A 13,386-nucleotide genomic window follows, 5' to 3' on the forward strand; every position below is an offset into this window, starting at 1 on the left:
CAGCTGGTCCCCGCGCAGCGCGTTGTGCTGCCGCGCCGACAGCCTCAGCAGGTCGGTCCCCCCGTACTCGATCGAGCCGCCGACCACCGAGCCGGCCGGGGGCAGGCCGAGCACGGTCATGCCCGTCACGGTCTTGCCGGAACCCGCCGCCCCGCGCCCGCCCCCGTGCGCACCGTCCCGCCGTGGCCCGTGCGGGCCGTGTCCTCGGTGTGGATGGGCCTGGCCCACGTCGTCGGCGGGGGAGCGCGCCGCATCGGCACCGGCGCGCGCGACCTCGACCCGGAGCTGCGCCGCGACGGCGTCGGCTTCGCGCTGCTGGCGCTCGCGATCGTCGTCGCCGCCCGCGAGTGGTGGGGGCTCACCGGCCGCGCGGGCGACGTCATCCACGCCGTCGTGGCCGGCACCTTCGGCGAGGTCGCCCTCGCCCTGCCGGTCGTCCTGCTCGCCCTCGCGGTGCACCTGCTGCGCCACCCCGACCACACCCGCACGACGACCCGCGCGGTCGTCGGCACCACGGCGCTGGTCCTGTCCGCCTCCGGCCTGGTGCACCTCGCCGCCGGGGCCCCGTCGCCGACGGGCGCCGCGGGCGCCGCCGCGGTCACCGACGCCGGCGGCATGATCGGCTTCCTGGCCTCGGTGCCGCTGTCCAGCGCGCTCACGACGTGGGTCACGGTGCCGCTGCTGGTCCTGCTCGGGTTCTTCGGGCTCCTCGTGGTCACCGCGACGCCCGTGCACGCGATCCCGGTGCGCCTGCGCGAGGGCTACGAGCGGCTTACGCACCACCCGCGCGACCACGACGCGGCACCCGGGGACGGTCGCCCCGAGGCCGCGGAGACCACCCCGCGCCGCCGGCGCCGCGCCGCCGCCGAGGCCGAGGAGGTCGCGCGCCCCGGCGACGAGGCCTTCGTCCAGGCCGCCGACACCGACCCCGCGGACCCCGCCGAGGGCCGCCGCCCGCGGCCGGGGGAGAAGCGCCCCGTCCCCTCCGACGTGCCGTCCGCCGTCGCGCGCACCGAGGAGGACCCCGACGACGAGGGGGCCGCCGCGCACCGGGTGCCGGAGGTCGTCGGCTCCTCGGTGCCGGCGAGCCAGCCCAAGGACCTGCAGGCGCCCCCGCACACCCCGATGCCGCCGCGCATCGAGCAGCTCGCGCTCGCGGGCGACATCACCTACTCGCTGCCCGACGACGCCGCGCTGAACCCCGGCACGCCGCCGAAGGCCCGCAGCGCCGCGAACGACCGCGTCGTCGAGGCCCTGTCCGGCGTCCTGACGCAGTTCGACATCGACGCCAAGGTCACCGGGTTCTCCCGCGGCCCGACCGTCACGCGCTACGAGGTCGAGCTCGGCCTCGGCACGAAGGTCGAGCGGGTCACCGCGCTGTCGAAGAACATCGCCTACGCCGTCGCGAGCGCCGACGTGCGGATCCTGTCGCCGATCCCCGGCAAGTCCGCGATCGGCATCGAGATCCCCAACACCGACCGCGAGACGGTGTCGCTGGGTGACGTCCTGCGCAGCCAGGTCGCCACGCGCAACGAGCACCCGATGGTCATGGGCGTCGGCAAGGACGTCGAGGGCGGCTACGTCGTGGCCAACCTCGCCAAGATGCCGCACCTGCTGGTCGCGGGCGCCACGGGCGCCGGCAAGTCGAGCTTCGTGAACTCCATGATCACCTCGATCCTCATGCGGGCGACGCCCGACGAGGTCCGCATGGTGCTCGTGGACCCCAAGCGCGTCGAGCTGACGATCTACGAGGGCATCCCGCACCTCATCACGCCGATCATCACGAACCCCAAGAAGGCGGCCGAGGCCCTGGAGTGGGTCGTGCGCGAGATGGACGTGCGCTATGACGACCTCGCGGCCTACGGCTTCAAGCACCTCGACGACTTCAACCGCGCCGTGAAGGCGGGCAAGGTCACGCCGCCCCCGGGCAGCCAGCGCGTCCTGCAGCCCTATCCCTACCTGCTGGTGATCGTCGACGAGCTCGCGGACCTGATGATGGTCGCGCCGCGCGACGTCGAGGCGTCCATCCAGCGGATCACCCAGCTCGCGCGCGCCGCCGGCATCCACCTGGTGCTGGCGACCCAGCGCCCGAGCGTCGACGTCGTCACCGGGCTCATCAAGGCCAACGTGCCGAGCCGGCTGGCCTTCGCGACGTCGTCGCTGGCCGACTCCCGCGTCGTCCTGGACCAGCCGGGCGCCGAGAAGCTCGTCGGGCAGGGCGACGCGCTCTTCCTGCCCATGGGCGTCAGCAAGCCGATGCGCGTGCAGGGGGCGTGGGTCACCGAGAGCGAGATCGAGGCCGTCGTCTCGCACGTGAAGTCGCAGCTGCAGCCCGCCTACCGCGAGGACGTCGTCGCCCCGGCGCAGAAGAAGCAGGTCGACGAGGAGATCGGCGACGACCTCGACGTGCTGCTGCAGGCCACGGAGCTGGTGGTCACCACGCAGTTCGGCTCGACCTCGATGCTGCAGCGCAAGCTGCGCGTGGGCTTCGCCAAGGCGGGGCGCCTCATGGACCTGCTGGAGTCGCGCGGGGTCGTCGGGCCCAGCGAGGGGTCGAAGGCCCGCGACGTCCTGGTGCGGGCCGAGGACCTCCCGGGGACGCTCGCGCTGATGCGCGGCGACGACGTGCCCGCGGGCCCGCCCGCCGGGACGGACGAGCCGATCGACCTCGTGCGCGACGCCAACCGCGCCCGGATGGCGGCGCTGGAGGAGGTCGAGTCGGACGAGCCGGGCGAGGACGCCTGGGAGCTCACCGACCGCGGCTGACGTCCCGGACGACACGTCACGGAGAGCCACCACTGCGTCGCACAGCGGTGACTCTCCGTGTAACTTGAACGCATGGATGTGCCCCGCCCCCACGAGCCGTCCCGGCGTGACCTCGACCTGCTCGTGTGGGACGCGCCCAACGTCGACATGACGCTGTCCGCGATCCTCGGATCGCGTCCCGCGTCCTCCGACCGGCCCCGCTTCGACGCCATCGCGCGGTGGTTCCTGTCCGAGGCCGCCGACCACGAGGTCGAGGGCTGCGTGTTCACCAACGTGCACCCCACGAGCGCCGTGTCGCTGCGCGGCTGGATCGAGGCGCTGCGCAGCTTCGGCTACTCCGTCTTCGCGCGCCCCAAGGTGCACCCCGAGGACGACGTCGACGACGCCATGCTCCGCCACATCGCCGAGCGGCAGGCCTCCCACCGGCTGCGCCGCGTCGTCGTGGCCAGCGGGGACGGGCGCAACTTCCTCGGCCCGCTGGAGGAGCTGCACCGCGCCGGCGTGCGGTGCGTCGTGCTGTCCTTCGCGGAGGTCGCGGGCTACGCCCAGGAGTCGCCCCTCATCGAGTTCATCGACCTCGAGGACGTGCCGGGGGCGTTCCAGGTCTCCCTCGGCCGCACCCGCCTCACGGCGCTGCCGCCCGACGGCGGCTGGTTCCGCCCGACGCGGCCCATGCGGGCCCTGCTGGACGACGCGGGCCACGAGCCCGTCCCCGAGCGCACGCCCACGCTCGACGGGGGCGAGGCCCACCCCGAGCCCGGCCCGCCCGAGGTCGCGGAGATCCACCGGGTGCCCTCCCCGGCCCCGACCCGGGTCCGCGGCGCCTAAGCGAGCGCCCCGGCGCCTGAGCGAGCGCCCCGGCGGGCGGGGTCGCGCCACAAGGGAGCACGCGGGGGCCCGCGGGGCACGTACCCTGACCGACGTGCCTGACCGTTCCGTCGCCCTCATCACCCTCGGCTGCGCCCGCAACGACGTGGACTCCGAGGAGCTCGCCGGCCGCCTCGCGGACGCCGGCTGGACCCTGGTCGACGACGCGGACGGGGCCGACGTCGCCGTCGTGAACACCTGCGGCTTCGTCGAGCAGGCGAAGAAGGACTCCATCGACACCGTCCTCGCGGCCGCCGACCTCAAGGAGGCGGGGCGCACGCAGGCCGTGGTGGCGGTGGGCTGCATGGCCGAGCGCTACGGCAACCAGCTCGCCGAGTCGCTGCCCGAGGCCGACGCCGTGCTCGGCTTCGACTCCTACGCCGACCTCTCCACCCACCTGGAGAGCATCCTCAACGGCGCGAAGCCGGCCTCCCACGTCCCGCGCGACCGCCGCAGCCTGCTGCCGCTGGCGCCGGCCGCGCGGCAGGCGGCGAAGGCCGCGGCAGCACCGGCCCCCGTGGTGCTCACCGAGCTGCCCGAGGGGCTCGCCCCCGCCAGCGGACCGCGCGTGGTGCGCCGCCGCCTCGGCACGGGGCCGTGGGCGCCCATCAAGATCGCCGCGGGCTGCGACCGCCGCTGCACGTTCTGCGCCATCCCCGCCTTCCGCGGCTCCTTCGTCTCCCGGCCGGGCGACGAGGTCCTCGCCGAGGCCCGCTGGCTAGCCGAGCAGGGCGTGAAGGAGGTGTTCCTCGTCAGCGAGAACACCACCTCCTACGGCAAGGACCTGGGCGACCTGCGCGCGCTGGAGGCCCTGCTGCCGAAGGTCGCCGCGGTCGACGGCATCGAGCGCGTCCGCGTCTCCTACCTGCAGCCCGCCGAGGTCCGCCCCGGCCTCCTCGACGCGCTGACGCAGACCCCTGGCGTCGTGCCCTACTTCGACCTGTCGTTCCAGCACTCCTCGCCGACCGTGCTGCGCCGCATGCGCCGCTTCGGCGGCACCCAGCCGTTCCTCGACCTCCTCGCCCAGGTCCGGCAGCGGGCGCCCCTCGCGGGTGTGCGCTCCAACGTCATCGTCGGCTTCCCCGGCGAGACCGAGGCCGACGTCGACGAGCTGTGCTCGTTCCTGGAGCAGGCGCGCCTGGACGTCACGGGCGTCTTCCCCTACTCCGACGAGGACGGCACGGAGGCCGAGGGCCTCGACGGGCACCTGCCCGACGAGGTCGTCGCCGCGCGCGCCGACCGGGTCTCCCGCCTCGTCGAGGAGCTCGTCGCCCAGCGCGCCGAGGACCGCCTCGGCGAGGTCGTCGAGGTGCTGGTGGAGGCCGTGGTCGACGCCGAGGGCGACGCGCACGTCACGGGCCGCGCCGCCCACCAGGGCCCCGACGTCGACGGCGAGACCGAGCTGGAGCTGCCCCCGGGCGTCACCGTCGCGGTGGGCGACATCGTCCGGGCCCGCGTCACCGGAGCAGCCGGCGCCGACCTGCTCGCCGAGCCGCTGGGAGCCCGCGCGACGGTGCCCGCGTGAGCCCCCGGGCGGGCGCCGGCTTCGAGTGGCGCACTGCGCACCGCCTCCACCTGCCCAACGCGCTGACCGTGCTCCGCATCGTCGCGGTCCCGCTCTTCGTGTACTTCCTCGCCCACGAGGGCGGCACGTCCACCGGGTGGCGCCTGGCCGCCTTCGCGACGTTCCTCGCGGCGATCATCACCGACCGCTACGACGGGCAGCTCGCGCGCCGCTGGGACCGGGTCACGGACTTCGGCAAGATCGCCGACCCCATCGCCGACAAGGCGCTCATCGGGGCGGGGCTCGTGGTCCTGTCCCTGCAGGACGACCTCACGTGGTGGGCGACCGTCCTGATCCTCGCCCGCGAGGTCCTGGTCACCGTGGCGCGCTTCCTGGTCATCCGCCGTGGGGTCATCCCGGCGGGCAAGGGCGGCAAGGTCAAGACCGTCGTGCAGTCCGTGGCGCTGGGCCTCTACGTCCTGCCGCTGGGCGGCCCGCTGCACGTCGTCGCGCAGGTGGTCATGGTCGTCGCCGTCGTGCTGACGCTCGTCACGGCGCGCGAGTACCTCGTGGTGGCGTGGCGCCTCGCCCGCGGCCGGGCCTGACGGTGCCGGACGAGACGGTGCCGGACGAGTCGGTGCTGGACGAGTCGGTGCGGGAGCCCGTGGCGGACGGCCCACTGGTGACCCCGCAGGAGGTCGTGGCCGCCCTCCGCGCGGCGGGCGTGCTGGTCGCGACGGCGGAGTCGCTCACGGGCGGGCTCGTGTGCGCGGCCCTGGTCGACGTGCCCGGAGCGTCCACGGTCGTCCGCGGGGCGGTCGTCGCCTACGCCACCGAGCTCAAGGCGGCCGTGCTGGGTGTCGACGCCGACCGCCTCGCCGCCACCGGCCCCGTGGACGGGGAGGTGGCCGAGCAGATGGCGTGCGGCGCCCGGCGCGTGCTCGGTGCCGACCTCGCCGTGGCGACGACGGGCGTCGCCGGCCCCGACGCGGCCGACGGGCACCCGGCCGGGACCGTGTACCTCGGGATCGCCGCGGACTGGCTCCCGGGCGGCGCGCGGCACCGGCTCCTCGCCCTGGCGGGGGACCGGGCGCAGGTCCGCGCCGCCTCCGTCGAGCGCGCGCTGGCCGAGGTCATGGCCGTCCTCGCCCTGCGCTGAACGGGCCCGGGCCGCCCCGGCTCAGCGCCCGTGACCTGCGTCGCGTCCGGAACACCCGGTGCCTTCCGAGAGTTGAGCTGATCGTGCGCAACTCCTCTCCCGCCAAGACCGCTCCGCGTACCGCGGGGTACGGTGGAGACACCACTACAGGCAGCCACCGAGGAGTGCCGGTCCCCCAGACGGCACTGCGAGGTCTGCCCTCTCGACCACCCGAGGGAGGCCGTCGCATGGTCGTGCTCCGCCGCACCATCGGTGACGTGCTGCGTGACGAGCGCCGCGGTCAGCAGCGCACGCTGCGCGAGGTCTCCTCGACCGCCCGCGTGTCCCTCGGCTACCTCAGCGAGGTCGAGCGCGGTCAGAAGGAGGCGTCCAGCGAGCTGCTGGCGTCCATCTGCTCCGCTCTCGAGGTCCCGCTGTCCCGCGTCATGGGCGAGGTCACCCGCCGCATCGCGCACGAGGAGGGCGTCCGCCGCCCCTACGCCGCGGAGGGCTTCATCACGCCGCCGCCGGCCCCCGTGGCCGTCCCGGCCCTCGTGCCCCTGACCGAGGCCGACCTCCCCGACCAGAGCGCCGACGCCGACGGGACCGCCGCGGCGGAGCACTCCGCCGACGCCGCGGCCGCCGTCGACTCCGCCGTGGCGGGGCTGTCGGCCGAGGAGCACCGCGAGTTCTCCGTCGAGCTCGACGGCCTCCCCGACGAGCTCGAGCTCATCCTGCGTCGCCGCCTGGTGCCCGCGGCCTGACGTCCCTCCGCGGCACCGGCTCTCATCCGGCCGGTGCTGCGTGCGGTCGGCCTCGGCCGGCTGCGGCCCTGTGATCCGCGCGACCACGACGCCTCAGCGATGAAGACGTGCGCCTCGCGACCTGACGGCCCGGGGACGTCGCGCTGCGAGCACTGCCGACGTCAGCGCCGGGTGCGGTACGCCGGAGCCGCGCCGCTGCGCCTCGACGAGCCCAGAGGACGCTGCGGACGACCGTCGTCCGTGGGCGTCGGGCCGACCTGGCAGCCGGGGCAGAAGAACGCCGTCCGGTCCTGCGGGGGCACCCCCACCGGTGCGACGCGCACGGTCCCCGCGCAGCGCAGGCACGGCAGCCCCGAGCGGGCGTGGGCGTAGTTCTGCCGGCCGCGGCGCAGGTCGCCTGTCGTCACCTGGTCGACCCGCTCCTTGTTCACGTCGAGCAGCCGGTGCACCAGGTCGATGAGCTTGGCCGGGTCGGGCAGGTCCCGCACGGGCGTCCACGGCGTCAGCCGCGCCAGGAAGCAGGCCTCGGCCAGGTAGAAGGTCCCGACCCCCGCGAGGACGCGCTGGTCCAGGAGGGCCTCGCCGACGGCGCGGCCCGGGTCGGCCAGCAGCCGGTGCTCGGCCTCGACCGGGTCCCACCCCGGCCCGAGCAGGTCCGGCCCCAGGTGCCCGACGAGCTCGTCCTCGTGCGCGGTCGCGACGAGGTCGAGCATGCCGAGCTTGTGCCCGACGGCGGTCCACTCCGCGTTCTCGAGCACCGCGCGGATCCCGCTGGCCGAGCGCCGCCCGTCCCGCTCCCCGGTGCGCTCGACGTACCAGGAGCCCTCCATGCGCAGGTGGCTGTGCAGGGTCACGGCGGGCTCGTCGTCGGTCGCGGTGAGGCGCGTCAGCAGGTGCTTGCCCGCGCTGACGACCTCGACGACCGTGCGCCCGGTCAGGTCGACCGTCGCCAGGCTCGGCCAGCGCAGGTCGCACGCGGTCACCTCCCGCCCCGCCTGCGCCTGGTGCAGGCGCCGCGCGGTCCGCCAGACGACGTCACCCTCGGGCACCGGCACCGCCCTCCTCGGTCGTGCCGCCCGAGACGGCAACCCCGTAGGTGCGGGTCGCCGCCCCGGGTCCCGTCGTCGTGCTGCGGGTCACGTGCGGATCCGCAGCCCGCGCGGGGTGGCGTGGAAGCCCGCGGACTCCAGCGCGTGGCCGAGCGGGGAGTCGGCTTCGAGCACGCCGGTCCCGTCGGTCTTCTCCACCGTCAGCTTGCCGAGCACGCCGTCGCGCACCGCGAGCGCGAGCACGTCGGCGGCGGGCTGCAGGACGGCGGGCTCCGCCGACCACGACAGCACCGAGCGGCCGCCGCGCTCGACGTAGAGCACCAGGTCGCCGTCGACGACGACCACGAGCGCGCCGGCCTTGCGGCCCGGCTTGTGGCCCGTCGCCCCCGCCGCCACCTGCTCGCGCTCGGGCCAGCCGAGGGCGGCGCCGTAGGGGTTGGCCGGGTCGGTGGCCGCGAGCACGAGCGCACCCGGGCCGGCGTCCTCCCGCCCCTCGCGGCGGTCGGAGGGCCGCCGCCCGCCCCCCACCGGGCGCGCGGCGTCGCGCAGCCGGTCGACCGCGCCCGCGGTCGCGAACTGCGAGGCGCCGAGCCCCTCGACGAAGTACCCGCGCCGCGCCCGGCCGGCCTCCTCGAAGGCGGCCAGCACGCGGTACACGGCCGCGAACCCGCCCGGCACCCGCTCGGTCATCACCGCGCCGCGGGTGAGGACGCCGTGGCGGTCGAGCAGGACCTCGGCCGTGGCGTGGGCGCGCACCGTCTGGTCGGGCTCGACGGCGGGCAGCAGGGACCAGCGCCCGGCCGCGGACGGCGGGCCGGTGCGCGACGGCATCTCCACCCCGCCGCGCAGGCCGGCTCCCGCACCCGGTCGCCGCGCCCCGTAGCGCGCGTAGCGGGCCCGCGGCGCGGCCTTCTTCGCCTTGTGCGCCCCGCCGCGGCCCGAGCCGAGCCGGGCCCGGAGCGGGGCCAGGGTGTCGTTGGTGATCCGTCCCGCCCACAGCAGGTCCCACAGCGCCGCGGTCAGGCCGGGGTCGTCCGTGGAGCCGACGGCGTCGGAGAGGCGCCGGAAGAAGTAGGCGCCGCCGCCGTCCAGGGCGGCGAGCACCGCGCGGTGCAGCTCGGTGTCGGGACCGTCGGCCGCCCCGCCGGGCCCCTCGTCCGGGGTGGGCAGGGTCAGGGGCGCCAGGTCGGTCGGGTGCAGGGAGACCCACCCGTCGTCGCCGGGCAGGCTCCCGTGCCCCGCCCACAGGACCTCCCCGGCCGCCATGAGCTCGTCGAGCATCGCGGGCTGGTAGCCCTCGACGCGGTTGGCCAGCACCAGCGGCTCGAGCGCGCTCGCGGGCACCACGGCCCCGGCGAGCTGCTCGACGGCCCGCAGGACGCCGTCCACCCCGCGCAGCCGGCTGCGCAGGCCGGTGCCGATGCCCTGCCAGGCGGGCAGGAACCGGGCCAGGTCCAGCGGCGGCACGGGTTCCACGTCGGCGCGCAGCGCCGCCAGCGAGCGCCGGCGCAGGATGCGCAGCACGTCGGCGTCGCAGAACTCCAGCCCCGTCCCGCCGGGGCGCAGCTCGCCCTCGACGAGGCGGCCGCCGGACTGCAGGCGCCGCAGCGCGTCGTGCGCCACGGCGCGGCCGACGCCGAAGCGCGAGGCCGCGTCGACCACGGTGAAGGGGCCGCGCGTGCGGGCGTAGCGGCCGAACAGCTCACCGAGCGGGTCGGCGACGAGCTCGGTGAAGGCCTCGGGGATGCCGACGGGCAGGGGCGTGCCCAGCCCGTCGCGCAGCCGCCCGGCGTCCTCGATCGCGGCCCAGTGCTCCTCGCCCGCGATGCGCACGCGGATCACCCGGCGCGCGTCCTCCAAGCCCACGAGCCAGCGGGCTACCTCCCCCTCGGGCAGCGGCGCCACCTCCGGCCGCGGCGCCGCGGGTGCGTCGCCCTCCTCGGGTGCGGCGTCGAAGGCAGAGCTGTCGCGTCCGCTGCGGGCGACCACCTCCGCGGTGGTCAGGGGGCCCAGCACGCGCAGCAGGTCGGCCACGTCCTCGGCGTCGCGGCTGCGGCGCTCGGGCACGAGGCGCTGCAGCTCGTCCTCGGTGCGCTGCACCGCGTCCGGGTCGAGCAGGTCGCGCAGCGCCGCCCCCTCGCCGCGGCCCAGGAGCTCCGCGAGCAGGCTCGGGTCCAGCGCCAGCGCGGCCGCGCGGCGCTCGGCCAGCGGCGAGTCGCCCTCGTAGAGGAACTGCGCGACGTAGCCGAACATCAGCCCGCGGGCGAAGGGCGACGGCTGCTGCGACTCCACCTCGACGACCCGCACGGTGCGGGCGCCGAGGTCGGTCATCAGCTGCCGCAGGCCGGTGACGTCGAAGACGTCGGCCAGGCACTCCCGGACCGCCTCGAGCACGATCGGGAAGCTCGGGAAGCGGCTGGCGACCTGCAGCAGGGACGCCGAGCGCTGGCGCTGCTGCCACAGCGGCTGCCGCCGGCCCGGCTGCCGGCGGGGCAGGAGCAGGGCGCGCGCGGCGCACTCGCGGAAGCGGGAGGCGAACAGCGCCGACCCGCCGATCTCGGCGGTCACGAGCTCCTCGACCTCGGCCGGCTCCAGCATCACCAGGTCGGCCACGTCGGGGGCCTGGCCGTCGGGCAGGTCGAGGTCGGGCAGCCGCAGGACGATGCCGTCGTCGGCGGGCATCGCCTGGACGTCCACGCCGAAGCGCTCGCGCATCCGGGCGCCCAGGGCCAGGGCCCACGGCGAGTGCACCTGGCCGCCGAAGGGGGAGTGGATGCAGATGCGCCAGTCGCCCAGCTCGTCGCGGAAGCGCTCGACGAGGATCGTCCGGTCGTCCGGCACGACGCCGACGGCCTCCTGCTGCTCCAGGAGGTAGGCGAGCAGGTTGTCGGTGGCCCAGGCGTCCAGCCCCGCCGCCGCGACGCGCGCACGGGCCGCGTCGCCGCCGAAGCCGCCGTCGAGCCCGCCGAGCTCGCGCACGAAGGCGCCCAGGGCGCGGCCCAGCTCCGCGGGGCGGCCGAGGGCGTCGCCGTGCCAGAACGGCAGGCGCCCCGGCTGCCCGGGGGCGGGGGTCACGAGCACCCGGTCGTGGGTGATGTCCTCCACGCGCCAGGCCGAGGAGCCCAGGGTGATGACGTCGCCGACCCGGGACTCGTAGACCATCTCCTCGTCCAGCTCGCCGACGCGCCGGCCGGGGCCCTCGCCGCCCGCGAGGAAGACGCCGAAGAGGCCGCGGTCGGGGATGGTGCCGCCGCTGGTCACCGCGAGGCGCTGCGCGCCCGGGCGCCCGGTGAGGGTGTCGGTGACGCGGTCCCACACCAGGCGCGGGCGCAGCTCGGCGAACTCGTCGCTGGGGTAGCGGCCCGAGAGCATGTCGAGGACGGCGTCGAGCACCGCCCGGCTGAGTGTGGCGAAGGGGGTCGCGCGGCGCGCGAGGTCGTGCAGCTCGGGCACCGTCCACTCGTCCATGGCGACCATCGCGACGATCTGCTGGGCCAGCACGTCCAGGGGGTTCGCCGGGATCCGCAGCTCCTCGATGCGCCCGTCGCGCATGCGCTCGACGACCACGGCCGTCTGCAGCAGGTCGCCGCGGAACTTGGGGAACAGCACGCCGCGCGAGACGGCACCGACCTGATGGCCCGCGCGCCCGACGCGCTGCAGGCCGCTGGCCACGCTCGGGGGCGACTCGACCTGGACGACGAGGTCCACGGCGCCCATGTCGATGCCGAGCTCCAGGCTCGACGTCGCGACCACCGCGGGCAGGCGCCCGGCCTTGAGCTCCTCCTCGATGAGCGCGCGCTGCTCCTTGGAGACCGAGCCGTGGTGGGCGCGCGCAAGGATCGGCGGGGCGCTGCGGGAGGCGTCCGCGCCGCCCATCAGCTCCGCCGGCGCCCGCGGGGCCGGGCGGGCCGGGTCGCGCGGGGTCGCCTCGGCCTCCTCCGGGTGCAGCCGCTCGTCCCAGACCTCGTTCAGCCGCGCGGTCAGGCGCTCGGAGAGCCGGCGGGAGTTGGCGAAGACGAGCGTGGAGCGGTGCTCGGCGACGAGGTCGACGATGCGCTCCTCGACGTGCGGCCAGATGCTCGCCCGGCGCGGGTCGCCCGCGGCCTGGCCGCTGAGGTCGTCGCTGCTCGGGCCGCGGCCGGAGGAGTCCAGGTCGGACATGTCCTCGACGGGGACGACCACGCGCAGGTCGAACTGCTTCTCCGACTTCGGCTGCACCACGCTCACGGGCCGCCCGCCGGAGACCCAGGCCGCGACGGTGTCGACGGGCCGCACGGTGGCGGACAGCCCCACGCGCTGCGTGGGCTCGCCGCCGGCGGCCTGCACGAGGGCGTCGAGGCGCTCGAGGGAGACGGCGAGGTGGGCGCCGCGCTTGGAGCCCGCCATGGCGTGCACCTCGTCCAGCACGACGGTGCGCACGCCGCGCAGCTGCTCGCGCGCCTTGGAGGTGAGCAGCAGGAACAGCGACTCCGGCGTCGTGATGAGGACGTCGGGCGGGTTGCGGGTGAAGCCGCGGCGCTCCTCGACGGGCGTGTCGCCCGAGCGGACCCCGACCCGCACCTCCGGCACGGGCAGGCCGAGGCGCTGCGCGGCCTGGCGGATGCCCGTCAGCGGGCTGCGCAGGTTGCGCTCGACGTCGACCGCGAGGGCCTTCAGCGGGGAGACGTACAGCACGCGGCAGCGCAGGTCCTTGTCCTCCGGGACCGGTTCGCCCGCGAGGCGGTCCAGGGCCCAGAGGAAGGCCGAGAGGGTCTTGCCGGACCCCGTGGGGGCCACGACGAGCGCGTGCTGCCCCCGGCTCACCGCGTCCCACGCGCCCAGCTGGGCCGTGGTGGGGGCGGCGAAGGCCCCGGTGAACCAGGCGCGGGTCGCGGGGGAGAAGCGGCCCAGCACGGTGTCGGCGTCGAGGGGGAGGTCGGCGCCGGCGGCCGCGGTGGTCGGTGACTCCGGGACGGCGTCGGACCTGCGCGGCGGAGTCATGCGGTCATCACACCACCCGCCTCCGACACGTGCCCGCGGCCGGGCAGCGGTCGAGCGGGAGCCCCCGGCGTGCCAAGCTCCCGCCATGCGCGTGAGCGAGTTCTGGACCCTGGTCGACGAGGAGTTCGGGAGCGCCTACGGCCGCTCCCTGGCCGCCGACCACGTGCTGCTGGCGCTGGGCGACCGCACGCCGGACGCCGCCCTGGACGCGGGGGAGGACCCGAAGGTCATCTGGCTCGCGCTGTGCGAGGCCCTCGACGTGCCGCCCGAGCGCCGCCTCGGCCGCGACAAGGCGGCCCGCCGCCGGGGCTGACCCCG

Annotated in this window: 8 protein-coding genes and 1 pseudogene; 7 read left to right on the forward strand and 2 right to left on the reverse strand. The window is 76.1% G+C overall.

Annotated elements, in window-relative coordinates; translation table 11 throughout:
• Positions 1 to 213: 213 nt before the first annotated feature.
• The 6 genes and pseudogenes from F1544_RS18405 to F1544_RS25910 form a co-directional block, all read left to right on the forward strand.
• The gene (locus F1544_RS18405; RefSeq protein WP_167587601.1) at positions 214 to 2,766 is read left to right on the forward strand and encodes a DNA translocase FtsK; all 2,553 of its coding nucleotides are present in this window, start codon (positions 214 to 216) and stop codon (positions 2,764 to 2,766) included.
• A gap of 72 nt (positions 2,767 to 2,838) precedes the next feature.
• Positions 2,839 to 3,594 carry an NYN domain-containing protein gene (locus F1544_RS18410; protein WP_244309094.1) on the forward strand — a complete coding sequence of 252 codons (756 nt, stop codon included), beginning with the start codon at positions 2,839 to 2,841 and terminating at the stop codon, positions 3,592 to 3,594.
• A gap of 94 nt (positions 3,595 to 3,688) precedes the next feature.
• Positions 3,689 to 5,158 carry a 30S ribosomal protein S12 methylthiotransferase RimO gene (rimO, locus tag F1544_RS18415; RefSeq protein WP_167587584.1) on the forward strand — a complete coding sequence of 490 codons (1,470 nt, stop codon included), beginning with the start codon at positions 3,689 to 3,691 and terminating at the stop codon, positions 5,156 to 5,158.
• Positions 5,155 to 5,742, forward strand: a complete 588-nt coding sequence (pgsA, locus tag F1544_RS18420) for a CDP-diacylglycerol--glycerol-3-phosphate 3-phosphatidyltransferase (protein WP_167587585.1) — start codon at positions 5,155 to 5,157, stop codon at positions 5,740 to 5,742. The genes rimO and pgsA overlap by 4 nt, the downstream gene beginning before the upstream one ends.
• A 74-nt stretch (positions 5,743 to 5,816) precedes the next feature.
• Positions 5,817 to 6,296 carry a CinA family protein gene (locus F1544_RS18425; protein WP_167587602.1) on the forward strand — a complete coding sequence of 160 codons (480 nt, stop codon included), beginning with the start codon at positions 5,817 to 5,819 and terminating at the stop codon, positions 6,294 to 6,296.
• A 227-nt stretch (positions 6,297 to 6,523) separates the two neighbouring features.
• Positions 6,524 to 6,847, forward strand: a pseudogene (locus tag F1544_RS25910) (helix-turn-helix domain-containing protein); the annotation flags it as partial.
• Between the two features lie 353 nt (positions 6,848 to 7,200).
• On the opposite strand, the gene F1544_RS18435 reads toward F1544_RS25910, so the two are convergent.
• Both F1544_RS18435 and F1544_RS18440 read right to left on the reverse strand, forming a co-directional pair.
• Positions 7,201 to 8,088 carry a DNA-formamidopyrimidine glycosylase family protein gene (locus tag F1544_RS18435; RefSeq protein WP_167587603.1) on the reverse strand — a complete coding sequence of 296 codons (888 nt, stop codon included), beginning with the start codon at positions 8,086 to 8,088 and terminating at the stop codon, positions 7,201 to 7,203.
• A gap of 87 nt (positions 8,089 to 8,175) precedes the next feature.
• Entirely contained in the window at positions 8,176 to 13,068 is a 4,893-nt protein-coding gene (locus F1544_RS18440) for an Lhr family helicase (protein WP_167587586.1), read from the reverse strand.
• Between the two features lie 85 nt (positions 13,069 to 13,153).
• Between F1544_RS18440 and F1544_RS18445 the strand changes: the two genes are divergently transcribed.
• Entirely contained in the window at positions 13,154 to 13,381 is a 228-nt protein-coding gene (locus F1544_RS18445) for a DUF3046 domain-containing protein (protein ID WP_167587587.1), read from the forward strand.
• The last annotated feature ends 5 nt before the right edge of the window (positions 13,382 to 13,386 follow it).

Origin of the sequence: Kineococcus rubinsiae (assembly GCF_011839805.1) — a bacterium.
Classification (GTDB): Bacteria; Actinomycetota; Actinomycetes; order Actinomycetales; family Kineococcaceae; genus Kineococcus; species Kineococcus rubinsiae.

Coding starts and splice junctions, on each gene's coding strand:
- F1544_RS18445 (WP_167587587.1), top strand. CDS start 13,154: ATGCGCGTGAGCGAGTTCTGGACCCTGGTCGACGAGGAGTTCGGGAGC.
- F1544_RS18410 (WP_244309094.1), top strand. CDS start 2,839: ATGGATGTGCCCCGCCCCCACGAGCCGTCCCGGCGTGACCTCGACCTG.
- F1544_RS18405 (WP_167587601.1), top strand. CDS start 214: ATGGGCCTGGCCCACGTCGTCGGCGGGGGAGCGCGCCGCATCGGCACC.
- F1544_RS18440 (WP_167587586.1), bottom strand. CDS start 13,068: ATGACTCCGCCGCGCAGGTCCGACGCCGTCCCGGAGTCACCGACCACC.